This is a genomic window from Scopulibacillus darangshiensis, from assembly GCF_004341035.1.
Lineage (GTDB): Bacteria > Bacillota > Bacilli > Bacillales > Sporolactobacillaceae > Scopulibacillus > Scopulibacillus darangshiensis.
This window is the reverse complement of record NZ_SLXK01000008.1, coordinates 35928-61584: the sequence shown is the minus strand read 5'-3', so window position 1 is coordinate 61584 and position 25657 is coordinate 35928. Positions and strand designations below refer to the sequence as shown.

Annotated in this window: 30 protein-coding genes and 1 other annotated feature; of the genes, 20 read left to right on the top strand and 10 right to left on the bottom strand. The window is 41.7% G+C overall.

Annotated features, from left to right (window positions below; genetic code table 11):
• Positions 1-11 precede the first annotated feature (11 nt).
• A complete protein-coding gene (locus EV207_RS07740; protein WP_132745367.1) occupies positions 12-1211 on the top strand; it encodes an aminotransferase-like domain-containing protein in 1200 nt (399 codons plus the stop codon).
• 24 nt (positions 1212-1235) lie between these two features.
• Here the strand turns inward: EV207_RS07740 and EV207_RS07735 are convergent, their stop codons facing one another.
• Both EV207_RS07735 and ligD read right to left on the bottom strand, forming a co-directional pair.
• Complete coding sequence (locus tag EV207_RS07735) at positions 1236-1595, bottom strand: DUF2512 family protein (protein ID WP_132745365.1); 360 nt, start codon at positions 1593-1595, stop codon at positions 1236-1238.
• Between the two features lie 6 nt (positions 1596-1601).
• A complete protein-coding gene (ligD, locus tag EV207_RS07730) occupies positions 1602-2528 on the bottom strand; it encodes a non-homologous end-joining DNA ligase (protein WP_424511356.1) in 927 nt (308 codons plus the stop codon).
• Positions 2529-2614: 86 nt separating this feature from the next.
• Between ligD and EV207_RS07725 the strand changes: the two genes are divergently transcribed.
• Positions 2615-3565 carry an ATP-dependent DNA ligase gene (locus EV207_RS07725; RefSeq protein WP_132745361.1) on the top strand — a complete coding sequence of 317 codons (951 nt, stop codon included), beginning with the start codon at positions 2615-2617 and terminating at the stop codon, positions 3563-3565.
• Positions 3566-3600: 35 nt separating this feature from the next.
• Here EV207_RS07725 and ku read toward each other — a convergent pair whose 3' ends face one another.
• A complete protein-coding gene (gene ku / locus EV207_RS07720) occupies positions 3601-4455 on the bottom strand; it encodes a non-homologous end joining protein Ku (RefSeq protein ID WP_132745359.1) in 855 nt (284 codons plus the stop codon).
• Between the two features lie 338 nt (positions 4456-4793).
• Between ku and EV207_RS07715 the strand changes: the two genes are divergently transcribed.
• The 3 genes from EV207_RS07715 (at position 4794) to EV207_RS07705 (ending at position 7730) form a co-directional block, all read left to right on the top strand.
• On the top strand, positions 4794-5936 hold the full coding sequence (locus EV207_RS07715; RefSeq protein ID WP_132745357.1) for a histidine kinase N-terminal domain-containing protein: 1143 nt from the start codon (positions 4794-4796) through the stop codon (positions 5934-5936).
• A gap of 275 nt (positions 5937-6211) precedes the next feature.
• On the top strand, positions 6212-6715 hold the full coding sequence (locus tag EV207_RS07710; RefSeq protein WP_132745355.1) for a sigma-70 family RNA polymerase sigma factor: 504 nt from the start codon (positions 6212-6214) through the stop codon (positions 6713-6715).
• 175 nt (positions 6716-6890) lie between these two features.
• Positions 6891-7730, top strand: a complete 840-nt coding sequence (locus EV207_RS07705) for a YitT family protein (protein ID WP_132745353.1) — start codon at positions 6891-6893, stop codon at positions 7728-7730.
• 53 nt (positions 7731-7783) lie between these two features.
• On the opposite strand, the gene EV207_RS07700 is transcribed toward EV207_RS07705, so the two are convergent.
• The 3 genes from EV207_RS07700 to EV207_RS07690 all read right to left on the bottom strand — a co-directional run bounded on the left by EV207_RS07700 (position 7784) and on the right by EV207_RS07690 (position 9672).
• Positions 7784-8044 (bottom strand): NifU N-terminal domain-containing protein, encoded by a 261-nt coding sequence (locus EV207_RS07700; RefSeq protein ID WP_132745351.1) that lies wholly within the window; start codon positions 8042-8044, stop codon positions 7784-7786.
• Positions 8045-8136: 92 nt separating this feature from the next.
• Positions 8137-8586, bottom strand: coding sequence for a GNAT family N-acetyltransferase (locus EV207_RS07695; RefSeq protein ID WP_132745349.1), 450 nt, complete (start codon positions 8584-8586; stop codon positions 8137-8139).
• Between the two features lie 276 nt (positions 8587-8862).
• A complete protein-coding gene (locus EV207_RS07690; protein WP_132745347.1) occupies positions 8863-9672 on the bottom strand; it encodes a Cof-type HAD-IIB family hydrolase in 810 nt (269 codons plus the stop codon).
• 180 nt (positions 9673-9852) lie between these two features.
• Between EV207_RS07690 and EV207_RS07685 the strand changes: the two genes are divergently transcribed.
• From EV207_RS07685 to EV207_RS07650, 8 genes are all read left to right on the top strand, one after another.
• Positions 9853-10626: a serine aminopeptidase domain-containing protein gene (locus EV207_RS07685; RefSeq protein ID WP_132745345.1), complete on the top strand. Its 774-nt coding sequence runs from the start codon at positions 9853-9855 to the stop codon at positions 10624-10626.
• Positions 10627-10755: 129 nt separating this feature from the next.
• The gene (locus EV207_RS07680; RefSeq protein ID WP_132745343.1) at positions 10756-10977 is read left to right on the top strand and encodes a DUF1659 domain-containing protein; all 222 of its coding nucleotides are present in this window, start codon (positions 10756-10758) and stop codon (positions 10975-10977) included.
• Positions 10978-11014: 37 nt separating this feature from the next.
• Positions 11015-11227, top strand: a complete 213-nt coding sequence (locus EV207_RS07675) for a DUF2922 domain-containing protein (protein WP_132745341.1) — start codon at positions 11015-11017, stop codon at positions 11225-11227.
• A 55-nt stretch (positions 11228-11282) separates the two neighbouring features.
• Positions 11283-11474 carry a YvrJ family protein gene (locus EV207_RS07670; protein WP_132745339.1) on the top strand — a complete coding sequence of 64 codons (192 nt, stop codon included), beginning with the start codon at positions 11283-11285 and terminating at the stop codon, positions 11472-11474.
• Between the two features lie 119 nt (positions 11475-11593).
• A complete protein-coding gene (locus EV207_RS07665) occupies positions 11594-11890 on the top strand; it encodes a metal-sulfur cluster assembly factor (protein WP_243646991.1) in 297 nt (98 codons plus the stop codon).
• A 174-nt stretch (positions 11891-12064) separates the two neighbouring features.
• Entirely contained in the window at positions 12065-13336 is a 1272-nt protein-coding gene (locus EV207_RS07660; RefSeq protein WP_132745335.1) for a molybdopterin molybdotransferase MoeA, read from the top strand.
• Entirely contained in the window at positions 13327-13836 is a 510-nt protein-coding gene (gene mobB, locus EV207_RS07655) for a molybdopterin-guanine dinucleotide biosynthesis protein B (protein ID WP_165886866.1), read from the top strand. Before EV207_RS07660 ends, mobB begins: the two co-directional genes overlap by 10 nt.
• 165 nt (positions 13837-14001) lie before the next feature.
• Positions 14002-14754 carry a hypothetical protein gene (locus EV207_RS07650; protein ID WP_132745331.1) on the top strand — a complete coding sequence of 251 codons (753 nt, stop codon included), beginning with the start codon at positions 14002-14004 and terminating at the stop codon, positions 14752-14754.
• 4 nt (positions 14755-14758) lie between these two features.
• Here the strand turns inward: EV207_RS07650 and EV207_RS07645 are convergent, their stop codons facing one another.
• Both EV207_RS07645 and EV207_RS07640 read right to left on the bottom strand, forming a co-directional pair.
• The gene (locus EV207_RS07645) at positions 14759-15235 is read right to left on the bottom strand and encodes a hypothetical protein (protein ID WP_132745329.1); all 477 of its coding nucleotides are present in this window, start codon (positions 15233-15235) and stop codon (positions 14759-14761) included.
• A gap of 147 nt (positions 15236-15382) precedes the next feature.
• Positions 15383-15643 (bottom strand): YppG family protein, encoded by a 261-nt coding sequence (locus tag EV207_RS07640; protein ID WP_132745327.1) that lies wholly within the window; start codon positions 15641-15643, stop codon positions 15383-15385.
• 339 nt (positions 15644-15982) lie between these two features.
• Here EV207_RS07640 and EV207_RS07635 point away from each other — a divergent pair, with 339 nt between their 5' ends.
• The 4 genes from EV207_RS07635 to EV207_RS07620 all read left to right on the top strand — a co-directional run bounded on the left by EV207_RS07635 (position 15983) and on the right by EV207_RS07620 (position 19401).
• On the top strand, positions 15983-16918 hold the full coding sequence (locus tag EV207_RS07635) for a beta-ketoacyl-ACP synthase III (protein WP_132745325.1): 936 nt from the start codon (positions 15983-15985) through the stop codon (positions 16916-16918).
• A gap of 21 nt (positions 16919-16939) precedes the next feature.
• Positions 16940-18178, top strand: coding sequence for a beta-ketoacyl-ACP synthase II (gene fabF / locus EV207_RS07630; RefSeq protein WP_132745323.1), 1239 nt, complete (start codon positions 16940-16942; stop codon positions 18176-18178).
• Positions 18179-18278: 100 nt separating this feature from the next.
• Entirely contained in the window at positions 18279-18527 is a 249-nt protein-coding gene (locus tag EV207_RS07625) for a YuzI family membrane protein (RefSeq protein WP_243646988.1), read from the top strand.
• 127 nt (positions 18528-18654) lie between these two features.
• Positions 18655-19401: a YjbA family protein gene (locus tag EV207_RS07620; protein WP_132745321.1), complete on the top strand. Its 747-nt coding sequence runs from the start codon at positions 18655-18657 to the stop codon at positions 19399-19401.
• A gap of 322 nt (positions 19402-19723) precedes the next feature.
• Here EV207_RS07620 and trpS read toward each other — a convergent pair whose 3' ends face one another.
• Together trpS and EV207_RS07610 are read right to left on the bottom strand one after the other, a co-directional pair.
• Positions 19724-20713, bottom strand: coding sequence for a tryptophan--tRNA ligase (gene trpS / locus EV207_RS07615; RefSeq protein ID WP_132745319.1), 990 nt, complete (start codon positions 20711-20713; stop codon positions 19724-19726).
• Positions 20714-20789: 76 nt separating this feature from the next.
• Positions 20790-21020 (bottom strand) — a binding site (T-box leader).
• Positions 21021-21069: 49 nt separating this feature from the next.
• On the bottom strand, positions 21070-21468 hold the full coding sequence (locus EV207_RS07610) for a DUF3899 domain-containing protein (protein WP_132745317.1): 399 nt from the start codon (positions 21466-21468) through the stop codon (positions 21070-21072).
• Between the two features lie 339 nt (positions 21469-21807).
• Here EV207_RS07610 and EV207_RS07605 point away from each other — a divergent pair, with 339 nt between their 5' ends.
• The 3 genes from EV207_RS07605 (at position 21808) to opp3C (ending at position 25649) form a co-directional block, all read left to right on the top strand.
• Positions 21808-23487, top strand: a complete 1680-nt coding sequence (locus EV207_RS07605) for a peptide ABC transporter substrate-binding protein (protein ID WP_132745315.1) — start codon at positions 21808-21810, stop codon at positions 23485-23487.
• 222 nt (positions 23488-23709) lie between these two features.
• Positions 23710-24639 carry an ABC transporter permease gene (locus EV207_RS07600; RefSeq protein ID WP_132745313.1) on the top strand — a complete coding sequence of 310 codons (930 nt, stop codon included), beginning with the start codon at positions 23710-23712 and terminating at the stop codon, positions 24637-24639.
• Positions 24639-25649 (top strand): oligopeptide ABC transporter permease, encoded by a 1011-nt coding sequence (gene opp3C / locus EV207_RS07595; RefSeq protein ID WP_424511355.1) that lies wholly within the window; start codon positions 24639-24641, stop codon positions 25647-25649. The genes EV207_RS07600 and opp3C overlap by 1 nt, the downstream gene beginning before the upstream one ends.
• Positions 25650-25657 lie beyond the last annotated feature (8 nt).

Genomic DNA, 25657 nt, shown 5'->3' with positions numbered 1-25657 from the left:
AAACATAGATCATGAGGTATGCGTTTGCTAAACGAGTGCACCATTTACAATCTTCAGCGGTTCGTGATCTTTTGAAAATAACAGATAAAGGAGGCGTGATCTCATTTGCAGGCGGGCTTCCTGATGATGATTTATTTCCTGTTGAAGCGGTTGAAAAAGCTTTTTCAAAAACGTTTCGATCGGGGAATAAGGCCTTTCAATACGGTGTTACAGAAGGATTTGCCCCTCTGCGTGACGTGCTTGTGGACAGGATGACACAAAAAGGCATCCCGGCAAAAACGGATGATGTGATGTTGACGACAGGTTCACAGCAGGCAATCGATTTGTTTGCCCGCGTCATGTTCAACCCCGGCGATATCATATTGACTGAAAATCCTACCTATCTTGCAGCGGTTCAAGTATTTCAATCCTATGAAGTCAAGATTATTCCAGTCGAAACGGACGAGCATGGGATGGTTCCGGAAGATCTTGATTATAAAATCAAAAAGCATATGCCGAAATGTGTTTACGTTGTCCCGACTTTTTCAAATCCGGCGGGGAAAGTGTGGTCGCTGGATAGGCGCCTGCACCTATTGGAAGCCACGAAAAAGAAGAAGGTCATCATTTTTGAGGACGATCCTTATGGTGATATCAAATTTAATGAGGAAGAAACCTATATACCGATTGCGGCTTTAGATGACGGGGAACATGTTCTTTACACAAGTACGTTTTCGAAAACAGTAGTTCCGGCACTAAGAACGGGATGGATTAAAGGGCCGCATCAAATCATCCGAATGATGGCACAGGCAAAGCAAGCAGCTGATCTGCATTCCAATTCGCTTTCACATCACGCTTTATATCACCTTTGTTGTGATTTTGATCTTGATGAACATATTCAAAATCTTAGAAGTGCTTATCATAAACGAATGAGGATTATGCAATATTTGTTAGATCAGGCTCAATTACCTGGTCTGTCATATATTGAGCCAAAAGGTGGGATGTTTTTCTGGGTCCGCCTTCCTGAAGTCATTGATTCAACAAGAATTTTGGCTGAAGCTGTTGAAAAAGGTGCGGCTTATGTTCCTGGTGCACCTTTTTATGTTACCGATCCAAAGTATAATACAATCCGCTTAAATTTCACGCATTCGACACCAGACAAGCTTGAAAAAGGCATGAGGATTTTGGTGGATGTATTTAAAAATGCCATCAAATATGAAGAGCAGAGGGTGTAAAACTGAGGGTCTGACCCCTAGGGGTCAGACCCTTGCAGCTGCTCGATAATTGTTACGGAGCAGCCAGACATGGAGGGTGTATTCGAAGGCCGCAATAACCACTCCAAGAACCAGTGCCCCTTGACCGCCGACAAAGGCATCATTGTACAGCCTTGAACCAAAGAAGACAATGCACAAGGAAATGACAAAGTCGGCAACGGTTGTCATCCAAACTGTCCCTTTCCTAAGCATGAGCATTTCAACAGCACAATTCACAATCCCGATAATAACTCCAATCACAATCCCTTCATAAATGGCGCCATAATTTATCTGATTGTTGCTGAACATATCGGCAATAAGGATGATCACAGGTGTTACAACAATTTTCAAAATAAGATTCGTCATGTAGCATTAACTTCCTTTCTTTTGTTGCATTAGTCCTTTTAGTACGGGAACAAAGGGCTGTATCTTTTTGGTTTCAAAAAAGGTGGAGAAGGGGCAGCCTCTAGACTCAATCCGCGGGATAATCGTCTCAAGCGGGAACTGCTCTGGCCGAAGCGAGGGCTGAACCTCATTCCAAAAAAGCGGCGTCGCAACTAAGGCTTCCACATTTCCTCTAACAGAATATGGCGCGATGATTGTTTTTCCCTCAGCGTGCTGAACAACATCAAGATAGAGTTTGTTTCCCCTGTTCTTTTTTAAGCGCTCTGTAGTAAATAGCGTTGGTTCTTTTTCAATAAGGTATTCCGCAACGAATGAGGTAAACACTCTTGTTTCCTCAAAAGAAAACTGATTGTCCGGAAGCGGGATATAGATCTGCAGGCCTTTATTTCCTGATGTTTTGATAAATGAGACGAGATGAAGCTTATCAAGGACCTCTTTTATGAATAATGCGGCTTTAATTGCAAGTGAAAACTCATCTCTTGAAGGAGGGTCGAGATCAAAGACAATTTCCGATGGACCGTCGATATTAATTGTCTGAAAAGGAACGTGAAATTCAAAGGCCAATTGATTACCAAGCCAAATAAATGTAGCCATATCAGAACACACGATGTAATGAATGTCACCGATCGTTGCCGTCTGAATAAAATCAGGTGCATAATCAGGGCAATTTTTTTGAAAAAAAGACTCGCTTTTGCCTGCGCCATGAGGAAAACGGATGACCGTCAATGCCCTGTCTTTCAGAAATGGCAGCATATTCGGCGCCACATCATTAAGGTATTGAAGGTAATTGGCCTTGCTAATTTTCTTATCAGGCCAAAGCGGTTTATCAAGGCTGGTAAGGTTGACTTTCTTATCGTTAATTAAAACCGTCCGTTGTTCTTCCTTAGATCCCATCGGAAATCCCCCCATCGGTGATTATAATTATTTTAGCCAGGCTTGTTCAAACTATGTAAAATTGACATTTATGGAGTGACAAAGAAATGGAACCGATTTTACCGATGGAACCAAAAAAAAGTGAGGCTGTACCTGAGGGGAACGGGTGGCTTGCTCAAATTAAATGGGATGGTGTACGAATTTTAACGTATTTCGATGGTACTAAAGTTCGCCTTTATAATCGAAAATTAAATGAGCGGACATGGAATTATCCGGAATTGACTAACTTATCATCTTATTGTTCGGCAGAATCCGTTATTTTAGATGGAGAAGTTATTGCTATGGGAGAAGATGGCAAACCAAGCTTCTATGAGGTTATGCGGCGTGATGGAATAAGACGTAAGGAAAAGCTTGCACAAATGGTTAGTATTGTCCCAGTGGCCTATATGATTTTCGATGTGATTTATTTGAATAGAGAATGGCTAAACAAACGTCCGCTTAATGAAAGAACCAGGTTACTTTCGGATATAATCGAGCCGAATGAGCAGATCCAACTCGTCTCATCCCATCGTGACGGTAATCACCTATTTCATGTTATTAAAGAAAATGGGATGGAAGGGATTGTTCTTAAAAAAGAAGATTCACCTTACCAGATTGGCCAAAAGACCGATCATTGGCAAAAGGTAAAGAATTACTTGGATGTCATTGCGGTTGTTGGCGGCTTTACGTTGCGTGGCGGGGTCGTAAATGCTGTACTGCTTGGCTTGTATAATCAAAAGGGAGAGCTCTATTACATTGGCCATACGGGAACGGGAAAACTGTCAAATCAGGAATGGCGGCAACTGACAGATATTCTGAAGAAAAAGGAAATGGATGACCGTCCTTTTATAAATAAGCCGGAGCGGAATGACACCGCCCATTGGGTCCGCCCGGCCTTAACGGTTAAAATCCAATATGCTGAATGGCGTCCTGGGCATTCATTAAGGCAACCGAGTATTCAAAGTTTTGTGGACGTGCCCCCAAAAGACTGTAAAATGCCGGAAGATGGTGAAACATAAGGGGACAGATGCCGCCGCATAAATATCGGATTCCCCTAAGAGCTTGCTTTTTTAGTCTTTTTGGTCTTAGGACTGGTCTTTTTAGCTGCAGGTTTTTTAGCAGCTTCTTTTTTCGTTGGCGGCTTTGTTTCATCTATGCTTGCCTGCAGAGCAGATAAAAGGTCGACGACATTTTCCTGTTTTGGCGCCTTCTTGGGCTTTTTGACCTGATCTCCAGCGATTTTAGCTTGGATAAGATCATGCAATTGCCGGCGATACTCATTTTCATATTGTTCAGGTTCAAAAGGTGTTGTTAATTGATCGACCAGCTGGATGGCAGTCTGCAGCTCCTTCTCATTAACATCGCCGATCTTGTCAATGCCAGGGACATTCCCGGCATTTCTAACTTCATCAGGATAATATATGGTTTCAAGCAATAATCCTTTATCGTAGACCCTCACAACGGCTAGATGTTGTTTGGAATGAAGTGTCAATTTAGCTAACCCGATTTTTTTCGTATCCTGCAGTGCTTGCTTAAGGAGTGAGTAGGCTTTTTCACCATTATCGTTCGGCCCGACAAAATAGGATTTATTAAAATAAATCGGGTCAATATCTTCTAAATTGACAAAATCTAAAATTTCAACGGAACGGGTCGCCTGTCCCTTAATCTCTTCAATTTCTTCCTTGTTGATAGGCACAAATTGCCCTGGTTCATATTCATAACCCTTAATTATCTCTTCATTAGGCACTTCCTTTTCGCATGTGGGGCACGTTCTTGAATAACGGATCGGTGTCCCGCATTCTTCGTGGAGAAATCTGAGTTTGATATCTTTTTCCTCTGTTGCTGCATAAAGCTTAATTGGAATATGGACCAGTCCAAAGCTGATCGAACCTTTCCACATCGTATGCATATTGTTGTGCTCCTTTCGAAGGACATGGACGTCCAAGTGTCGACGATGCCGCAGGAAGCGGCGTTTAGTCGGCAAATTGCGCGGCTAACAAGTCGCTTACGCTTTTCTCTGTCTAGCTCCAGCGCCTAGCCTCTCGATCACTTCGGCCCCGCTGCGGCGGCGACAGCCTCCTCGCAGGTCCTCCAGTGATTTTCGTGGCTGACCAAGTCGCTTACGCTTTTCTTTATAGCTTAACCTAATAAAATTGCTGTATAATGGCACCTTTTTCCTATGGATACTAAAAAAATGAAATTGGACATGTTAAAATAGGGACAGGATAAAGAGAGAGGACTAAGATTATGGATGGAGCGAACTTTAGCATTGAACATAAGGAGAGGATAATGGACCTGCTTGACCGACGTTCGGATCTTATCGTAGATCGTTGGCAGAAAGCGATTAAGCTGAATGAGTCTGATCCATTTTATGAGGATATTATCAGCAATGTTAAAAACAGTATACGCTTAATGAAAATCTTTTTTCGCAAGCCAAATAAAGAGCTTGTCAGCGCACTAACGGAAAAAATTGCAATAGAGAGAATCGAGGCAAAGGCTGATCTAGGCCATTTTATTAGAAACATCAATGCAGGCAGAAAAATTATCCTAGACCTCATAGTTGACGAAAACTTTGATCAAAAGACCGCTTATATAGGCATTGTCAGTATAAATCGTTTTATCGATTCATACATATACTATGCGATAACCCATTTTACCAAGATGAAGGATCAGATTATTCGCGAGAAAACGGAGTTCATACAGGATATGCATAGTGACCGTCTGTCAATTCTTGGTCAAATATCTGCGAGTTTTGCCCATGAATTCCGCAACCCATTAACGGCGATAAAAGGGTTTATTTCATTGCTAGCGAAGAACCCTGAACTAGATGCTCAATCAAAATATTATGTTTCAATTATCGATAAGGAAATGGATAGTCTTGAGGATAAGGTCAGCCAATTTCTTTATTTATCGAAAATGAAGGGATTAGGGGACGACATTGCAGTATTTGACTTAACGACGTTGGTTAAAGAGATGATCCACTTCATGTATCCAAGGTTTGTTGTAGAAGCAATTAAAGTTGAGAACAGCATTGAATCTGATATCAATGTCAGCGGTGTCGTGGAGCAAATCAAGCAAGTGATCCTGAACATTATGAACAATGCTGTTGAGGAATTGAGCGAAATTTGCGGTCATCGTGAGATTATTGTAAATGTCCATCGTATTGAGAATGCTGCACGGGTTACGATTATAAATAATGGCAGAAAAATCCCGTCACATATATTGGAAAATATCTTCCATCCCTTTATTAGTACCAAGGAATTAGGGACGGGACTAGGCTTAGCCGTCTGTAAAGATATTATTGAAGAGCACCATGGCGAGATTAGGGTTTTCTCAAGAGAAGATAAGACGGCCTTTGAATTTACTTTGCCGATAGCTGATGTTAAATAATCATATACCAAAAAAGCGTCTAATCATCAGATTGGATGCTTTTTATTTTGGGTAAGTTTGATGTGCATGAGGGGAAAAGAATAAATGAATACTTTTTCTGATAATAAAATATGAACCCCTCTTTATTTTTGAAATATTTCTTAAGGATTTAATGCTTTCCCGGTTCTGCGATGCCCTTTTTATCAAAAATGTCAACGTGAAACACATACAGAACAGCCATTAAAATAATTTTACCGCGGAATATTGAAGGCGCGTCTTCCTAGGGAAGATATAAAATGGCTGGGTATCAAAACAATGAGTTTGAGGAGATCGCAGAGGCTTTTTCACCGCTAATTAAGAAACTAATCATAACTTACCACATTCTAGACGAATACGATGAGATGTATCAAATTGGATTGATTGCCTTGTGGGAAGCTTTCCGTTCCTTTAGACCCGAAAAGGGCTGCTTTCCCGCTTATGCGAAGGCATATGTTAAGGGGCACATTTTGACAGCTTTAAAAAATCGGCGAAAATATGATTCAAGGTATGAGTATGGCACGTTGCTCTTGGAAGAGAGAAGCTTGTTAATCCAAACGACGGACCAATACTTTGAAGCGGATGACTTAAATGAATGGCTTGCCTGTCTTTCGGTACGGGAAAAGGAATGGGTTTTGATGGCGGTTATACAGGGAAAAACAACGCAGGAAATTGCTGTAGAATGCGATGTTTCACCACATACGGTTCGTTCCTGGAAAAAGACAGCAGTGAAAAAGCTGAAACAAAGAATGTCCATAGCTTAATGACTATTTATAATGCTTCATAGGATAGTCACACTTTGGTTCAAAAGATTGTTGTTAAACATCTGAGTAGAATGATATAGTATTTGAGGCCTTAATGTGAACGATTATACTTTGTTAGGTTTACATTTTATAGGGGAAACTTTGGATAGTGACAATGTAAGGAAGGAGGGTCCCTATGTATAATGAAGCCAAAATTACTACAATTGTCGTTATCGGCGCGCTGCTGAACGCCTTTGCCTTGAATTTCTTTTTAATCCCCGCAAAAGTATTAGCAAGCGGATTTACTGGCATTGCCCAATTTATAGCCACCATCTTGCAGCAAACACCATTTCATGTGAGTACAGGTATCCTGTTGTTTATTCTAAATGTTCCGGTTGCCTATCTTGGTTGGACCAGAGTCGGCAAACGTTTTACATTGTATAGTATCTTAAGCGTTGCGGTGACAACCGTTTTTTTGACGGTAATTCCGGTTCATTCATTGACGGATGATATCATGCTGAATGCAGTATTTGGAGGAGTTATAAGTGCAGTTGGTGTTGGATTAACATTGAAGTACGGGGCCTCTACAGGCGGGATGGATATTGTTGCTATGATTTTATCACGGTTGAAGGATCGGCCGATCGGTATATATTTTTTAACGTTAAATGGTTTAATAGTCCTTTCCGCGGGCTTCTTCTTTGGCTGGGAAGAGGCATTATACACACTGGTTACGATCTATGTCACATCGCGGGTGATTGACACGATTCACACGAGACACGAAAAGCTTACTGCAATGATCGTGACGAGTAAAGGGCGCGATATTCAAAAGGCGATTCATGAAAAAATGGTAAGAGGCATCACCAGAGTGCCTGCCAAAGGTGCTTTTACCGAACAAGATAAAGAGATGCTGATTATCGTTGTGACACGGTATGAATTATATACTTTGGAGCAGGTTATAAAAATTGTTGATCCCCATGCTTTTACAAATATCGTGGAAACAGCAGGTATTTTTGGTTTCTTCCGAAAGGAAGATTAATACAAAATAACAGCCATTTCGGATTTTATGAGAAATGGCTGTTTGCATATTAATTACTTGTAATCATTAAAAACTTCTTTAATTTGGGGAAGAAGCACGTCCCAGTCGGCGTCAAAAGTTTTATTAACAGTAATAAAATCCTCATATCCAAAAATGTTGTCTACACCCTCAAGGCTTAAAAGCTTTGAAGCCAGAGGATGGCCAATATTGTCACCCTTTTTTGCTGATAGGCGGCCATCAAACATTTTGTTTGCCGCAGTAAATTTAATGGCATTCGGATTAGGGGTTGTATCCACTCTAACATCAATGCTCATTCTATCTCTCCTTTATCTTGACCTTGTCATCGTCAATTGTATACCAAAAATAAAAGAAGTGCTACGATTAATAGGATTTTGGCTTAGCTTTTTTAGAAACTGAAGCCGTATCTTTTGGAGACAATTTCATAGAAACCAAGTGAATTATACATATGTTTTGTTACAGAATTATTCACGCCGGTTTCAAGCTCGATTGCCTTGATTCCTTCTGTCTCTGCCATATGAATAATGTGCAAAAGCATTTTTTTACCGATTCCTTTATTACGATAGCCATTGTGGACATAAAGTTCGTTAAGCCAAAGATAGCTGCCGCCGACACGCAGGCTAATGCCAATGTTTAGGTAGGCAATACCGAGAATCTCTTCATTCTCCTCAGCTATAACCAATCTTGATCCTGTTGTTCTTAATGTCATATTTATGGCTTCTAAAGTTCTTGCAAGTGATTCCTCATCATCGGAGACGGAAATCTGCTGCATGAATAACTCGGCAATCTTTTGTTTTAAATGATCAGATGCATCCTCTTTAACCTGATAAACATTCATCTCGGGGGGTCACTCCTATTAATTCGGTCATCACAAATCGTGTATGTATTAATATTACTAGAAAGAACGCTCGTTGAAAATAGCTAGGGTCTGACCTCGGGGTCAGACCCTCAAATCACACGCCGCCACGGCTTGCCTTTTTCTGTTCTCTTGCCTTGCGCTCACTCTGCTTTTTGCCATCCAGCGGTTTGCGTTCTTTTTCAGTATGTTGTTTAGGCATCTAACCATCTCCTTTACGCTTAATGTACACAAAAGAGAAGTATTTTTATTCAAATATCAGACCAGAGCTAATTCATTTTCGAGGTATTGGGCAATGCCATCCTCTTCATTTGTAGCGGTCACTTTATCGGCTGCCTTTTTGATATCATCCATAGCATTACCCATGGCAATGCCTTGTCCGGCATATTGCAGCATATCAATGTCATTATCTTCATCACCAAAAGCAATGATGTGTTCCGCAGGAATGTCCAAATCCGCTGCAACACGCCGGAGCCCAACAGCTTTATTAATACCCGGACGAATGACCTCGATAATATTCCAAGGCTCACCCCATGACCTTTGTTGGACAGCATCGGCATGGTGTTTTTCAAGATCTTTAATTAGGCTCACAACATGCTGTTTATGAGGCTGAATAAGGACGCATGTTGGGTTGTCCTGCAAGGTGTTATTGACATCGCCAGTAATGACTTTTGGATCACCGGCGTTAAAAGCCTCCAGTGTTTCCGGCTCGGGATTTCTTATGTACACATCATCCTTTACCTCAACCATAATGTTTGCTAAGTCGTAGTTTTCGCAAGTCTTAATTAAGGCTCTTGCTGTATCCAATTCAAGCGGTGTATGATAGACGCCCCAGTCTGGATTTCTTGGGTGATGAACATAGGCGCCATTGAAATTGACAATCGGTGTTTTTAGCCCAAGTTCATGATAATAGGATTTGCTCGCTCTGTATGGACGGCCGGTTGAGATCACCACATGGTGCCCTTTTTCCATTGCTTTCATTAAAGCTGATTTAGTTCGCTTAAGAATCGTTTTATTATCTGTTAAGAGTGTTCCGTCTAGATCAACTGCGATTAAATGTCTTTTCATATGGGATCCTTCCTTTCAGCATCTAGGGAATCATTGGTAGTTTAATGTATGCCCATTTTACCATACAAGAATAACAGAACGTTATGATTTATATTTTCGCTTAACAATTATATGATAAGGGAAGGGTGATAAGCTAAAGTTGAGCTGAAGTTAAGGTTTTGTATAAAAGGATGATAAACAATGATATTAGTGGATCGTAAAACATTTGCCGGAGTTCCAATGCTATGGATCGAAGGGCAAGGGAAAAATGGAAAACCTCTGCCATTAGTTATTTTCTGGCACGGCTGGACAAGTGCGAAGGAGCATAATCTCCATTATGCTTACCTTTTAGCTGAAGAAGGCTATCGGGTAATGCTTCCGGATGCATGCGGGCATGGCGAGCGTGCAGATGAACTTGATGAAAAGAAAAGGCAGGTCGGATTCTGGGAAGTCGTGATCAAATCGATTGAAGAAACAAGGCTAATCAAAGAAAAGACCGATGAAAGGGGACTGATCAAAGACCGCCGTATTGGACTTGCCGGGACATCTATGGGCGGTGTCATTACTTTGGGTTCACTTTCTGCCTTTAAATGGATAAAAACAGGCGTTTCTTTGATGGGCAACCCCTATTTTAAAAAATTCGCCGAGGGCCAATTAGGTTATTTTAAAAAACAAGGATTTGATCTCCCGTATTCTGTGGAAGAGTTGAGTGAAATGATGTCGGCATTAGATGATTATGATCTTGGTGCCCACCCTGACAGGCTTGGCCGGCGCCCGCTCATGTTCTGGCATGGGCAAAAAGATCCGGTCGTCCCCTATGCAAGCGCACGGGAATTTTATGAAAAGGTAAAACCGGATTATACTCGCGATGATGATGGTGATGATTTGCTCTTTATAAGCGATGAAAATGCAGGTCATAAGGTATCAAGGCAGGGTCTCTTAGCAATGGTTGATTGGACACATCGTTATCTTTGACAGTTAAATATCCACTAAGCCTTAATCCACTTAACAGGGGTTAAGGTTTTTTTATACTTTTTTAAAATCACCTCACCATTTTAGGTACCTTTTGTCTATTTATAATGCAAAAGGAAGGAGGTGATTCGATTGGCAAGCGGAACAGTTGTTAATTCAGCCTTGATTCTCACACTTGATGCGGGTGTTAACGAAGACGGGAAGCCGGTATACAAACGTAAGAGCTTCCGTAACATCAAAACGCTGGCAACATATGATCAGTTATTTAATGTTGCTAATGCTTTAGCACCGCTCCAGCAGTACCCACTTGAATCGGTGGAACGAGATAACTCAATCATGATCTCTGCCGAGTAATGACATGGAAAAATAAGCAGAAGGGAGGAACTATTAGATGAAAACAATTGAATTAATCTTTGAAAATGAGGAAGGCGGCACAGTCCGCATATCTCTCGATCATCCAGTCGAGCCTTATGATCCCGCAACAGTTAAAGCTGCAATTGACGCAGTCTTAGCGGAGGATGTCTACACATCTGCTGGAGGCGGACTTGTTAAAAGCAAGGGCGCAAGGATCATTGAACGCAATGTCACCGAGCTGACGTTGTAAAAAAAGAGGGGTCTGACCCCTCGGGGTCAGACCCCTTAAAAAAAGGAGGATAACGATGGGTGAATGGTTAGCGATGGTAAAAGATGTTGGCTTTCCAATCGTTGTTACGCTTTATCTTCTTCATCGAATCGAAGGTAAACTTGATGAAGTCAATCAATCCATTCAAAAGCTCGCCTTTCCGCTGTCACGCCAGGATCATCCGCCTTCTTTGGACACAATGGCGCAGGCAGGAAATGAGCGCCGTTAGTACGCAATGCCCCTTTGGCGACAATAAATATGGCCGAATAATGGTAAAAGACACGTGTTTATACTATACTTGTGTCAAAGACTATTAGAAAGGGGATGATTTTCGTGTCCCAAAGTGAAATGAATGATCAATTGATGGAAGCGCTAGAAGAAGTTATCGATCCTGAATTAGGGATAGACATTGTAAATTTAGGTCTCGTCTACGGCGTCGAAATGGATGATAAAGGTGATGTTCTTGTCACCATGACGCTGACGGCAATGGGGTGCCCATTGGCAGCGACGATCCAGCATGAAGTTAAGAGAGCGTTGTCCGTTATTGATGAAGTGAATGATGTTGAGGTTAACATTGTCTGGAGCCCGCCATGGTCCAAAGATCGTATGTCACGCTATGCAAAAATCGCTCTAGGCATTTCTTGATTTATAATCAGGCATCCCTTAACAGGGGTGCTTTTTCCTTGGTTAATCAGAAAGTATAACTTTCTGACGCACATAAGTGCAACTACGCCTCTGTCTTCACCAAAGGTTTGCCAATCGGCAAGTTTTCTTTATAACTAATGAATGATATATTATGGGGTAATAGGGGGAGAAGGAATGGTAGAAAGACGCAAGTCCATCCCTGTTGAAGAAGCGGTGCAGCGGGTCCTAACTAATGCAAAGGCTTTGGAAGGGGAAGAGATTCGTATAGAAGAAAGTGATGGGAGGTATCTTGCAGAGGATATTGTAGCAGACCATGATGTTCCGCCATTCAATCGTTCGCCATACGACGGTTTTGCCATCGTAGCAGGGGATACAGCAGCAGCTTCGCGGGACAACCCGGCATTGTTTGAAGTTATCGAAACGATTGGAGCGGGTGATGTCGCCGAAAAAGAAGTGACCAATGGCAGCGCAATTCGGATTATGACGGGTGCCGCATTGCCAAAGGGGGCCGATGCGGTGGTTATGCTTGAATTGACATCAGAGATTGATGGCAGCGAAGGCAGGCAGATTGCAATCAAGCGCCCATTCAAAAGCGGTGATAATATCTCATGGCAGGGTGAAGATACAGCGTCGGGATCAATCCTATTGAAAAAGGGCCGCAAAATAACACCGGGTGTGAAAGCCGTCCTCGCAACATTCGGTTATGCCCATGTTAAAGTTTATAAAAGACCTGTGGTCGGCGTAATCGCAACCGGCTCGGAGCTGCTTGAAGTCCACGAGCCATTAGAACCTGGTAAAATAAGAAACAGCAATGCCCACATGATTCTCGCCCAAATCAGGCAAACCGGTGCGATCCCCGTGTATCTTGATCAGCTAAAGGATGATTTTGATCAGAGTTTTGAAAGGGTATCCCTAGCACTGGATGCCATCGACGTTTTAATCACTACAGGAGGGGTATCGGTTGGGGATTTTGACTATTTGCCAGCCATCTATGAAAAGCTTGGTGCCGAGGTGCTATTTAATAAAGTCGGCATGAGACCCGGCAGCGTAACGACTGTGGCCAAGCTTAAAGATCAGCAAAAATGGCTGTTCGGTTTGTCTGGGAATCCATCAGCGTGCTTTGTCGGCTTCGAACTGTTTGCAGGTCCTTATTTGAAGACCATGCAAGGTGTGACAAACCGTTTTCTCCAATCGGAAGAGGCTGTTTTATCGGTTGATTTTCCTAAGTCTAATCCTTTTACAAGGTTTGTCCGCTGTCGTGTCAAACGAGAGGGCGGCCATTTGTATGCCGCACCGGTCGGCCTTGATAAATCAAATGTTGTGACATCGCTTGCCGATAGCAATGCACTGATGATCCTTCCGGGAGGTACAAGGGGCTATAAGTCTGGTGAAAGCATCAAGGTATTACTGTTGCAAGGGGAAGGCAGTGACAAATTTTGTCTTTAAAAGTATGGCAGTTCGCCGGCTATCATAACAGCGGGAAAACGACATTCATCACAAATTTGGTTAAGCGCTTAAAAGAAGTTGGTCTGAAAGCAGCTGTTATTAAGCATCATGGCCATCATGGAACACATCTCGCTGATCCAAATACAGATACAGGAAAGCATTGGTTTGCTGGTGCGGACGCAGTCACGTATGTTGATGGGGCAACGCTGTCGCATTTATCAAAAACACCTTTTCAGTTGGCAGAGCTTATCCAGTTTTATGAGAATCACGGCAATGTTGATGTATTGCTTGTAGAAGGCTTCAAACATGCGGCCTTTAATAAAGTCCTCTTTCATCGTTCAGCAGACGACGACAACCTTATCACGACATTAAAAGGGATTCAAATGATCATCACTATGGATGACCCCAAGCGGATCGGAAATAAGGCAGGGGTACAGGTCTATTCAAATGGTGCCATTGATCAAGCGATCGAAGACCTCATGACAAGGATAGGTGTTTGAGGTTATTAAGCTTCAATATATAGTCGGATTGATTCCTTCCGTCAGCGGAGGTTAAAGACAAACCATGTGGTTTCATGTTTCCTTTTTTGTGTGCATACGCTATTATAAGAGTTCTGTGTGGCTGTAAATAGCCAAAAAATGAATGTTAACAAAAGAGGGGATAATATGGAAACCGTCATGGTCTATGGCGGCCTGACGCCTTTGGGGCTGAAGCTTTGTGAACAATTGCTTGAAACTGAAAAGCAGGTTGTTTCGCTAAGTTCAGCCAAAAACCAATCCGAACGGTCAATCGAGGAGGATAATGAATTATTCCTTGGGCGGCACGCATTATTTCAGCATAAAGGCGACCTTGATGCTATAAGTGATATCAGTACAGGTATCGATCATTTGTATTTTCTCGATTTATTAAAGGATCATGAGGATTGCATAAAATCAGCTGAGGACGACATGCGGAAAATAACCGAAAGTATTTTCCAAAAAACAGATTGCCTTAAAAGTATGACTTTGTTTTCCCATATCGATATTTATGGGCAATGCACGGGTGTTATAACAGAGAAAACACCCGTTAAGCCAAATACAGTAAGAGGCCATACTGCAAATGATATTGAGCAGCATTTTATTAATTTGTTGATTGAAAATCGATCAAAACAAAAAATTAAACAAGCGGTCATTCTAAGGATGGCGGAAATACGGCAGTTGCGAAGTGAAGATATTGCCGAAGCAGCCAAAGACACAATCGATGTCACGGATGCAATTGAGGCATTATTAAAGGCCCCTTTTGTTCCAGGAGGCAATGGCTTGCAGCTTATACAAATAACAAGCGGCAAGGACCATAAGCTTAAAGAAGGCGGGTTAAATCAAATTTTCCCGTATGATAAAGCCGCACGTCTGCTGAACTACTCACCCGCTTCTGATTAGAGAGTCATTCCTTGGAAGAGTCAGGGGCCGGCTGTCTTTTTTTATTCATAAAAAACTTTATGATTAAACCAAAGATTAAACCAGGAATTAAGAAAACCATCGGTAAAAAGACCGGTCCAAAAAGGATGCCAAACAACCTTATTTCAGAAGAAAAGATGAGGCCAAGCGTCACAAAGTACGCTGAGAAAACAAATGGCAAAAACGCTCCGTCATCTTTTTCCCCTTTGGCATTTCTATACGCATCCCACATTGAAAAAAAATAAACACATGGGTAAAACATCAGCCACTGGATATTCACCGCTTCAATCGCAGCATGAATATGGCCGTTAAAGCTAAGAACGATAATATCATTAAAATGAGCCTGGACATTGATAACAATCTCCAATATAACTAATAAAACACCTTTAATATATTGGCGGTCAATTAACTGTCCAAAACCGGGGAAGGCGATGCTCCATAACAATGCTTCCGATTTTCCCATGGGCAGCTTCCTTTTCTATGTATTCGAGCATAACGCTCTCAAGTATGAACAAAGTCAAATCTGTACACTATGATAGCTTGAACGACTGGTGCAATTTTTATGAAAAAAATAAAAAAAACATGTCCGTTGGGCGGACATGCTTAAGAGCTACTTTTTAAATAAATTTAGCAGCGGTGATATTTGCTTGAGCATAGGCCCTGTTTTATCAATCACTTTAAAAAGCTGGTCGGCACCATTCATTATTTTATCGAGATCGAATTGATTATTTTTATTTGATGATTGTTTTTCTTGATTATCAGGTTGCTGCGATTGCGGCTGCGGGGACGGCGGTGCCATCGATGGGCCAAACATCAATTGAGTGAACGGATCAAGACGCTCATTTTGTTCATTAGACTGCGATGAAGCCAATATGACCCCTCCTTGATGAATTGTCTTGTATTATAGAATATGAGGGATACTATGTGTTGGTGTTTTACTAACCCGGCAAAGACCCCAAGAAGAGCTAAAATGGACGGTTATTTAGTTAATAAAGTATAAACTTTCTTACGCACATAAGGGCACTGGCTAAAGACGTAACATCCTGTTACAACGCCAGTACTAGCACGTCCTGTGCGTCGCAACTACGCCACTGTCTTCGCCAAAGGCTCGCCAATCAGCAAGTTTTCTTTATAGACAAATGACCTTTTTCATATTAAAATTAGTACCAAGTCATAACATTAACTAACAAAACCGGAAGGAGCTTGATGAATGGGCGCTGGAGTATTGGGAATAGGCAAATTTGTCCCTGATCGTGTCTTAACAAACTTTGATTTAGAGAAAATGATGGATACATCCGATGAATGGATTAGAACGAGAACGGGTATTGAGGAGAGAAGAATTGCCGATGATGATATAGATACTTCGGATATGGCATACGAAGCTGCTAAGCGAGCACTTGATGATGCTGGACTGACAGCCGAGGATCTTGATATGATAATGGTAGCAACAGTCACGCCTGATCAGCCGTTTCCTTCCGTTGCCTGTATGATACAAGAACGGCTTGGTGCAAGAAACATTGCTGCGATGGATGTTAGTGCTGCATGTGCCGGTTTTATGTACGGCATGATTACCGCCAAGCAATTTATCGACAGTCAATCCCATAAAAATATTCTAGTGGTTGGAGTTGAGAAACTGTCAAAAATCACGAATTGGGAAGATCGCAGTACAGCTGTCCTGTTTGGAGATGGGGCTGCGGCAGTCGTTATGGGACCTGTATCGGAAGGCAAGGGTGTCCTATCATTCGAGTTAGGTTCTGATGGTAGCGGCGGCAAGCATCTCTACCAAGATGGTCCATTACTTGTCATGAACGGCCGCGAAGTCTATAAGTTTGCCGTTAGACAAATGGGGGAATCAGCGGTTAATGTTGTTGAGAAGGCGGGTCTGTCAAAAGAGGATATTGATTATCTTATTCCACATCAGGCGAATATCCGCATCATGGAGGCATCCAGGCAACGCTTGGAGATGCCAGAGGAAAAATTAATTAAAACGATTCACAAATATGGAAATACATCCTCATCATCTATTCCTTTAGCATTGGCAGATTCAGTAGAAAATGGCACAATAGAAGATGGAGATATCCTGGTTTTAGTCGGCTTCGGCGGCGGATTGACTTGGGGTGCCGTAGCCCTGCGCTGGGGAAAATAGTCAAAGGAGAGTTGGAAGAAGATGAAAAGACGAGTCGTCGTAACAGGATTAGGAGCGGTTACGCCCCTCGGAAATGACGTGGCGGCAACCTGGGAGAATGCGGTTGCCGGAAAATCCGGAATTGGTAACGTAACACGGGTGAATCCCGAGGATTTCCCTGCCAAGGTGGCCGGTGAGGTCAAAGACTTTAATGCATTAGATTTTATAGACAAAAAAGAAATGAAAAAGATGGACCGCTTTACACACTATGCGGTAGCAGCTGCAAAAATGGCGGTTGCGGATAGCGATCTAACCATTGATGAAACCAATGCTCACCGGATCGGGGTTTGGATTGGCTCTGGGATCGGCGGTATGGAAACGTATGAACAACAGACGAGAATTGCATTGGAAAGAGGATTCCGCCGTGTTAGCCCATTTTTTGTACCAATGATGATTCCCGATATGGCCTCTGGCCAGGTATCGATTCAACTTGGTGCCAAGGGAATTAATTCATGTACGGTAACAGCTTGTGCAACAGGTACAAACTCTATTGGTGATGCTTTTAAAGCGATTGCGCGCGGTGACAATGACATAATGATCACAGGCGGCGCTGAGGCCCCGCTGACCAATATGTCCTTTGCAGGATTTAGTTCCATGAAGGCTTTGTCTACAAATCCGGATCCTAAAACAGCGAGCCGTCCTTTTGATAAAAACCGTGACGGATTCGTCATGGGTGAAGGGTCCGGGCTGCTAATTCTTGAATCACTGGATTCAGCCCTCGAGCGTGGAGCCAGAATTTATGCTGAAATCGTTGGCTACGGGGCGACAGGTGATGCTCACCACGTTACTGCCGTCGAACCGGGGGGCAATGGTGCTGTCCGCTCAATGAATCAAGCTTTGAAGGATGCCGAATTGAAACCTGAAGATATTGGGTATATCAATGCACATGGGACAAGCACGCCGATGAATGATGTTAATGAAACAATGGCGGTCAGGACAGTATTCGGTGACTATGCCTATAAGGTACCAATGAGCTCGACCAAATCAATGACCGGCCATTTGCTTGGCGCGTCTGGCGGTGTTGAGTCGATCTTTGCTATTAAGTCCATAGTTGACGGGGTGGTTCCGCCGACCATCAACTATGAAACACCTGACGAAGAATGTGATTTAGATTATGTGACCAATGAATCCAGAAAGCAGCCCGTTGCGGTGGCAATGAGCAATTCATTAGGATTTGGCGGACATAACGCAACACTTATCTTCAAGAAATACGAGGAATAATATATTTTTAAAGGGGCCAGGCCCGGGATTTCTACCCGGGCCCGGCCCCTTTTTTGCATAATTCTCTTAAAATCATCATAGATAATAGTAGGACAGGCAAATGGTTGTCCTGAAAGAGTTTTATTTAGGGGCGGTGGTTATCATAGCGTTAAGATTATTTCTATTTATGATAGGATTTGGCTTCGCAGTTGCCGGCGGCATCACGATCATCGCCTACCTCAATATAATGACGACCGGCCATGGCTTCCTGCAGTATCTTTTATTTATGAAGGGAAGACCGGAAACATATTTGTTTTTCAGCGGCATTTCTATTATTTGGGTCAGTATATATTTCCCGTTTCGGAGATAATCCGACATCCATTTTATACGGTAAAAAATGTGCCATTACTGTTAAAAAACTTGAGTAGCTGGAATAAATCGTCTCCCCTCTGACCATACTGTTTTCTAAAGAAAAAAAAGAAGTGAGGGACGAAATCATGGAACTGATTGGAGATGTATGGGTCAATTGGTTTGAAGGTGAAGAAAATGGCTATAATGTCTGTGAATTTCATGAATGGCGAAAGCATGATTTTATCGAACTGCTTGATCAAGTCCCACTGCTTAAAGTAGAGGCCTCATTGTTTCGTTATATTGAAAATGATTTACGGGATTTGCCGCCACAGTTGCTTGAGGATGTGCGAAATCAAAGCTACATAAGGAAGAACAACCAGCGAGAAATGATCGAATATTGCTTTATAGCTACCGACGGAAACCGGCATCTGGTGGTGGATACATTAGGCTACACCATCCCGATTCGAAAAAGCAGATTAATTCCAAGACAGGAGCAGCTTATTTTAGATAAGGCAGAGAACTTGGAAATTCTGGGCTATGCCTTGCCAAAGGACGGGGATAAAAAGGAATATCATATCATGTCCCCCGACCCGGAATGGATGACGGGCTTAACACGAAAAGAAAGACAGTTAAAGCAGTTATTACTCATGGCACTTGATCAACTGCAAGGTGTAGGCAATCTTGAAGAAATGCGTTATTGGTACACCGAATGGTTTCCAAAACAGTACAGGGAAAGCAGGGTCCTGATGTTTGATGATGCCTGGGAAGCCCTGTTTAATGAAATCAAACAAGGGTGGTCCAGGAAGCACTATGACATGTGCGAACGGATTATAAAGGGTCAGCCCTATTTCGAGAAAATTTGGGAATTAGAACACGGAACCAAGGTTAACTAGAAGGAAAAAGCACAAGCGCCAATGCTTGTGCTTTTGTATTGGGTTTTGATAAACACAATATTATTGTGAAGATACAGACTATTAAATAGGAAGAAACTCGATTTAACGAGTTAAATCGACAAAGTAAACAAAATAAAGAAAACTTGCCGATTGGCGTTCCTTTGGCGAAGACAGAGGCGTAGTTGCGACGCACAGGACGTGCTAGTACTGGCGTTGTAACAGGATGTTACGTCTTTAGCCAGTGCACTTATGTGCGTCAGAAAGTTATACTTTCTGATTAACTAAAAAAACCGCCAATTTAGGCGGCTTTTAAAGACTTTTATTATCTTTTTCCCCGGCCGAGGCCCATGGCGCGCTCGGCCTTTTTTAATGTTGTTTGTGCGACGCGATTAGCCTTTTCAGCACCGGCATCCAATATGTCATCAAGTTTTTCAGATTCAAGCAAATCATAATAGGTGTTTTGAATAGGTTTCAATGTTTTTACTACTGATTCGGCAACAGCTTCTTTAAAATCGCCATAGCCTTTTCCGTCATATTCGGCAACGAGTTGATCTATCGATTTCCCGGAACAAAGGGAGAAGATGTCAAGCAAGTTTGACACACCTGGTTTTTCTGCCTTATCATAACGGATTGATTGATCAGAATCCGTTGTTGCGCTCTTAATCTTTTTAACAATTTGTTTTTCATCGTCAAGAACAAGAATCGTTGCTTTTTGATTTTCATCAGATTTGCTCATTTTTTTCGTCGGTTCAACGAGTGACATGATGCGCGCGCCGACCGGCGGGATATAGACATCAGGGACAGTGAAAATATCATTGTATTTTCGATTAAATCGTTCAGCAAGATTCCGAGTTAATTCCATATGCTGCTTCTGATCATCACCGACGGGAACCATATCCGTCCCATAAAGAAGGATGTCAGCTGCCATGAGCGGCGGGTAGGTTAGCAATCCAGCGGTGACGGCCTCTTTGCCTCTTGACTTGTCCTTAAATTGCGTCATTCTCTCAAGCTCACCGATATAACTGACACATTGCAGCATCCATGCCATTTGAGAGTGTGCCGGAACCTCCGATTGGATGAACAAAGTTGATTTTTCAGGATCAATGCCGCAAGCAAGGTATAATGCCGCCAGACTGCGAATATTTTGTTTAAGTTTCAGACGATCCTGAGGCACAGTGATAGCGTGTTGATCCACAATACAAAAGTAACAATCGTTCTCATCCTGCAGCGGCGCGAAATTTTTAAGTGCGCCAAGGTAATTGCCCAAAGTAGGTGTGTTCGTCGGCTGAATGCCGGAAAAAATAGTTGCCATATGTTTCACCATCCTATTTTATTTTGGCTAGAGGGGCGCCTCTTTTTTTTGCAACAAAAAAAGCCCACCCGTCTCCGAAAGGGACGAATGAACCGCGGTGCCACCCTAATAATTCCTAATTAGAATCACTTTATCCGGCTAAAATCTTGCCGGCATTCGTTATAACGTCCGAATGTGACGCCGAAGCCTACTTTTTTTCGGTTCGGTGCTCAAAAGCCCATTCCACAACTTTCCGCTGTCCGGTTTTCACCATTCCAGACTCTCTAGGAACTTCTAATTGTGTACTCTTCTTTATCATCGCATGAATAACATATTATCTAATTAATATATACAATTCATTCCATAAATGCAAGCCCTTAATACAAAGAATAGGATAAAACAAAAGAGACAATTAGGAAAATCACGCCGATGATCATACAAGACCATTGTGACGGCGATCGTTCTTTTTTAATATAATTCTCCTCTTCTTTTTTATTATCTTTTTTAAGATCGTCTTCAATTTCTTTAATATAACTTGCTTTCCTGGAAATCGAATTGAAAAATCTCTTGAAACCAAAGACAAAGCCGTTGAAAAAACCGCCTTGAATGACAAAAATGATGCAGCCAATCACTAGTAAGATTAGTCCTGTGTTAAAAAGTGAATTAATAAAACTTAACCTTGTTAATGCATCGTAAAAGAAAAACATAACAATAACCATTAGAATAATTCCGGCTATTGCTGTTTTAAGAAGTGAGTTTCGGAGTTTGTTGGTCATATATGATGTCCTCTCTATTCACCTTATGTCCTGTATTATAACATGAATGATCTACGACTTTACTCTTACGTTTAAATGAATCTTTTGTCGAAATAAGTAATATAGTAAGAAATAAGCGCATGTTTTATAGGTACAAAGACCTATTTTATGTTAAAGAATCGTAAATATAATAGGTATTTTCACAAACTTCCCAAAAAAATGTAATGAAATATTATGACGATACTTGTATAATACTCAGTAGAGATGGGCTAATTAGTCTAATAAATAAAATCAGAAAAATAAATCAAGTCCATCCGACAAAATTTTCATCAACATCATTTGAGGGAGGTCATTTTTATTATGAGAGGAAAAGCCAAATGGTCAGTCCTTATGGCCGTTGTATTAGTCATGAGCCTTGTCTTGTCAGCTTGCTCAAGCGGCAAAGGTTCAGATGGCGACAAGAAGTCAGGCAGCGGTGGGGATTACAAGCAGGTATTGAATCTTGCTGAAACTGAGGAAATCCCAACACTAGACACCGTTGTTGGCGATGACGAAGTATCATTCAATGTTTTTGCAACCGTTTTCGAAGGTCTCTATACGATGAACGGCAAGAACGAAATTGTACCGGCACTTGCCAAGGGCGATCCGGAAATTAAGAAGGCCGGCGACAATTTCACATACACTTTCAAGCTGCAAGAAGATGCCAAATGGAGTAATGGCGATCCTGTAACAGCGAATGACTTTGTCTATGCTTGGCGAGAAGTTGTTGCCAAGGATTCCAAAGCACCTTATTCTTACTTATTCCCAACATTGGGTATTTTAAATGCTGATAAAATTTTGGACAGCAAAAGCCCAATGTATGGCAAAACTGACAAACTAGGTGTCAAAGCCATTGATGATCATACATTGCAAATGACATTAACAAAAAAGGTTCCGTATTATAAGAGTCTTTTGCAATTCCCTACTTTCTTCCCGCAAGATAAGAAGTTTAGAGAAAAGCAAGGCAAAAACTACGGACTTGAAGTGGACAACGCGGTATATAATGGCCCATTCGTTCTTGAAAAATGGGAACACAATAAAGGATGGGTCTACAAGAAGAATCCTAACTACTGGGACAAAGAAAACGTTTCTTTAGACAAGATTAATGTAAAAGTTGTTAAAGAATTAACAACACGCATTAACCTTTATAATTCAGGTCAAGTTGACCGTACAGCTTTAACTGGTGACTGGGTAGACAAGTTCAAGAATAAGAAGGATTTTGATACCTTCCCTGGGACTTCCGTTTACTATCTCAAATATAATGAAAAGAACAAGTATCTGAAAAACGAAAACATTCGCAGAGCGATTGCGATGTCTTTTGATAAAAAGGCTTATGTGAATAAATTATTGAAAAACGGTTCAAAACCAGCCAACTTCCTTGTACCAAGCGATTTTACCAAAGGTCCAGATGGCAAGGATTACCGTGATGTCAATGGTGATTTAATAAAATATGATCCCAAAAAAGCAAAAGAATTCTGGGAAAAAGGCAAAAAAGAACTCGGTGTTGATAAAATTGACCTCGAGCTTCTAGCTTATGATGGCCCTGAAAGCAAAAACAGATCCGTCTTCATGAAAAACCAAATGGAGAAAAATCTCCCTGGATTATCAGTAAGTATCAAACAACAGCCATTTAAAGTTATGCTTGATCTTGAAGATAACTTGAAATATGACATGGTTACAGCAGGCTGGGGTCCAGACTATCAGGATCCAATGACATTCCTGGATATGTTTGTCACAGGAAATGGCAACAACCAAATGGCATATTCCAATAAAAAATATGATAAGAAAATTGCGTTTGCTAAATCCCACACTGGAGATTTACAAGCTCGTTGGAAAGCAATGCTTGATGCTGAGAAAATCCTTCTGAAGGATGACGCTGCTCTGGCACCGATGTATCAGCAAGGTTATGCATATCTGACAAAACCTTACGTGAAAGATTATGTCCGCCACCCGTTTGGCCCAGATTACACATATAAATACGTATCCGTCGACAAACACTAAAACAAGTTTTTCAGGAGAGTATGTGTCGTCCTGACATATACTCTCTTTTTTACACTTATGGTTTTTTTTCAGGACTTTTAATGAAAACTCGCATGTTTCCTAGTCTTGAAAAGTATACTAGTAAGAAAGTTGTAAATATTACTTGTCAGAAAGTAACTATTCTCTTAAACTTATAATTATGGGACTTATAACACATTTTTGAGAATTTAGGGAGGGTCGACTATGGTCAGGTATATAATAGGACGGATCGGTTATTTGATTGTAACCTTTTTCATAATTGCTGCATTAACCTTCATGTTGATGCAACTATTACCTGGTTCTCCGTTCAATTCAGAGAAATTGACCAATGAGCAGATTGAAATTCTGAAGGATCAGTATCATTTAAATGATCCGATTGCCAAACAGTTCATTAACTATATTGGAGGCATTTTTAAAGGTGATTTAGGTGTATCCTTTACCTATGATGGAAGACCTGTTACGAAGTTAATTTCAGAGAGAATAGGGCCATCCGCGGTATTAGGGATAGAATCTACCATTGTAGGAACAATATTGGGATTGCTCCTAGGAATTATAGCTGCACTTAGAAGAAATACCTATATCGACTATATCTCTATGATTGTTGCGGTTTTAGGGATCTCCATTCCATCCTTCGTATTTGCCGGTCTGCTGCAATATTTTGTAGGGGTAAAGTGGGCATTGTTGCCAGTAGCGTTTTGGGAAGGTCCTTTGTACCATGTCATGCCCGTTATATCACTGGCGGTTGGTGTCATGGCGACCATCGCCCGTTTCATGAGAACGGAAATGCTTGAAGTTTTAGGACAGGATTATATGACGACGGCCAAGGCAAAGGGATTGAGCAGTGTTACGGTCGTATTTAAGCATGCCATCCGTAACGCGCTTATTCCGGTTATTACGATTTTGGGACCGCTTGTTATTGGCCTTGTAACCGGAACACTGGTTATCGAGCATATTTTTGCCGTACCAGGTCTTGGGGATCAATTTGTCGATTCAATATCGAAGCGTGATTACCCGATGATCATGGGAACAACTCTTTTATACAGCGCGTTATTCTTGATCATCATCCTAGTTGTCGACTTGCTGTACGGGATCATTGATCCAAGAATCAGACTTGCATCAGGAGGTAAGGATTAATGAATATGCCTCAAGATCATATAACAGAAGATATGTTCAAGCCAGTCGCTCTCGGTTCCGAGCAAAATGAAAAAATTAGCAAGCCGACTATCGGCTTTTGGAAGGATGCCTGGCTTCGCCTCCGCAAAAACAAAGCGGCGATCGTTGGATTAGTATTCATCATATTAATTGTCCTTATGTCAATCATCGGTCCACATCTAAATAAGTACGGCTTTGATGACCAAAGCTTGGATCGTTCCAATCTCCCTCCGAAGGTTACAGGGCTGGGATGGCTTGGATTTGGCGGTGTTGATGCCATGTCAGGATCAGATGCCTATGAAATGAAAGGAATTAAAGATCATTTCTGGTTTGGTACGGATACCCTTGGAAGGGACTTATGGACAAGGGTTTGGCAAGGGACGCAAGTATCACTGATTATCGCTATCGTGGCGACTCTTGGTGATTTTATTATCGGTGTGGCGTATGGCGGAATTTCTGCCTTTTACGGAGGCAGAGTCGATACCGTTATGCAAAGATTTATGGAAATTTTAATAGGAATCCCAAATTTAATATTAATGATATTATTCATTCTTTGGTTAAACCCAGGAATGGAGTCAATTATATTAGCTCTAATGATTACGGGCTGGACAGGGATGGCCCGGATTATCAGGGGGCAGACACTTAAGCTGAAAGGCCAGGAATTTGTCCTTGCGGCAAGAACTTTAGGGAGTAAAGATTCAAGAATCATTTGGAAACACTTAATTCCTAACGTGCTTGGCCAAATTATCATTACAACAATGTTTACCATCCCGGGCGCCATTTTCTTCGAAGCATTTTTAAGCTTTATCGGTCTGGGGATTGCACCGCCAAATGCTTCATTAGGATCTTTGAACAATGACGGGTTCCAAAATATTCAGATTTACCCGTATATGGCCTTTTTCCCGGCATTAATTTTGAGTATATTAATGATTAGCTTTAACTTGCTGGCAGATGGTCTGCGCGATGCGTTTGATCCTAAGATGCGGAAATAAAAGGGGGG

Excerpts from the sequence above, each read along its gene's own strand:
- EV207_RS07735 (WP_132745365.1), bottom strand. The coding sequence starts at position 1,595 with ATGACGAATCTTATTTTGAAAATTGTTGTAACACCTGTGATCATCCTT.
- ku (WP_132745359.1), bottom strand. The coding sequence starts at position 4,455 with ATGCATACGATGTGGAAAGGTTCGATCAGCTTTGGACTGGTCCATATT.
- EV207_RS07700 (WP_132745351.1), bottom strand. The coding sequence starts at position 8,044 with ATGAGCATTGATGTTAGAGTGGATACAACCCCTAATCCGAATGCCATT.
- trpS (WP_132745319.1), bottom strand. The coding sequence starts at position 20,713 with ATGGCAACTATTTTTTCCGGCATTCAGCCGACGAACACACCTACTTTG.
- ligD (WP_424511356.1), bottom strand. The coding sequence starts at position 2,528 with ATGGGATCTAAGGAAGAACAACGGACGGTTTTAATTAACGATAAGAAA.
- EV207_RS07685 (WP_132745345.1), top strand. The coding sequence starts at position 9,853 with ATGATATTAGTGGATCGTAAAACATTTGCCGGAGTTCCAATGCTATGG.
- EV207_RS07670 (WP_132745339.1), top strand. The coding sequence starts at position 11,283 with ATGGGTGAATGGTTAGCGATGGTAAAAGATGTTGGCTTTCCAATCGTT.
- EV207_RS07625 (WP_243646988.1), top strand. The coding sequence starts at position 18,279 with ATGGTTGTCCTGAAAGAGTTTTATTTAGGGGCGGTGGTTATCATAGCG.
- EV207_RS07610 (WP_132745317.1), bottom strand. The coding sequence starts at position 21,468 with ATGACCAACAAACTCCGAAACTCACTTCTTAAAACAGCAATAGCCGGA.
- EV207_RS07665 (WP_243646991.1), top strand. The coding sequence starts at position 11,594 with ATGAATGATCAATTGATGGAAGCGCTAGAAGAAGTTATCGATCCTGAA.
- EV207_RS07710 (WP_132745355.1), top strand. The coding sequence starts at position 6,212 with ATGGCTGGGTATCAAAACAATGAGTTTGAGGAGATCGCAGAGGCTTTT.
- opp3C (WP_424511355.1), top strand. The coding sequence starts at position 24,639 with ATGAATATGCCTCAAGATCATATAACAGAAGATATGTTCAAGCCAGTC.
- EV207_RS07645 (WP_132745329.1), bottom strand. The coding sequence starts at position 15,235 with ATGGGAAAATCGGAAGCATTGTTATGGAGCATCGCCTTCCCCGGTTTT.
- EV207_RS07650 (WP_132745331.1), top strand. The coding sequence starts at position 14,002 with ATGGAAACCGTCATGGTCTATGGCGGCCTGACGCCTTTGGGGCTGAAG.
- EV207_RS07620 (WP_132745321.1), top strand. The coding sequence starts at position 18,655 with ATGGAACTGATTGGAGATGTATGGGTCAATTGGTTTGAAGGTGAAGAA.
- EV207_RS07695 (WP_132745349.1), bottom strand. The coding sequence starts at position 8,586 with ATGAATGTTTATCAGGTTAAAGAGGATGCATCTGATCATTTAAAACAA.
- EV207_RS07690 (WP_132745347.1), bottom strand. The coding sequence starts at position 9,672 with ATGAAAAGACATTTAATCGCAGTTGATCTAGACGGAACACTCTTAACA.
- EV207_RS07660 (WP_132745335.1), top strand. The coding sequence starts at position 12,065 with ATGGTAGAAAGACGCAAGTCCATCCCTGTTGAAGAAGCGGTGCAGCGG.
- EV207_RS07605 (WP_132745315.1), top strand. The coding sequence starts at position 21,808 with ATGAGAGGAAAAGCCAAATGGTCAGTCCTTATGGCCGTTGTATTAGTC.
- EV207_RS07635 (WP_132745325.1), top strand. The coding sequence starts at position 15,983 with ATGGGCGCTGGAGTATTGGGAATAGGCAAATTTGTCCCTGATCGTGTC.
- EV207_RS07725 (WP_132745361.1), top strand. The coding sequence starts at position 2,615 with ATGGAACCGATTTTACCGATGGAACCAAAAAAAAGTGAGGCTGTACCT.
- fabF (WP_132745323.1), top strand. The coding sequence starts at position 16,940 with ATGAAAAGACGAGTCGTCGTAACAGGATTAGGAGCGGTTACGCCCCTC.
- EV207_RS07715 (WP_132745357.1), top strand. The coding sequence starts at position 4,794 with ATGGATGGAGCGAACTTTAGCATTGAACATAAGGAGAGGATAATGGAC.
- EV207_RS07675 (WP_132745341.1), top strand. The coding sequence starts at position 11,015 with ATGAAAACAATTGAATTAATCTTTGAAAATGAGGAAGGCGGCACAGTC.
- EV207_RS07600 (WP_132745313.1), top strand. The coding sequence starts at position 23,710 with ATGGTCAGGTATATAATAGGACGGATCGGTTATTTGATTGTAACCTTT.
- EV207_RS07705 (WP_132745353.1), top strand. The coding sequence starts at position 6,891 with ATGTATAATGAAGCCAAAATTACTACAATTGTCGTTATCGGCGCGCTG.
- EV207_RS07740 (WP_132745367.1), top strand. The coding sequence starts at position 12 with ATGAGGTATGCGTTTGCTAAACGAGTGCACCATTTACAATCTTCAGCG.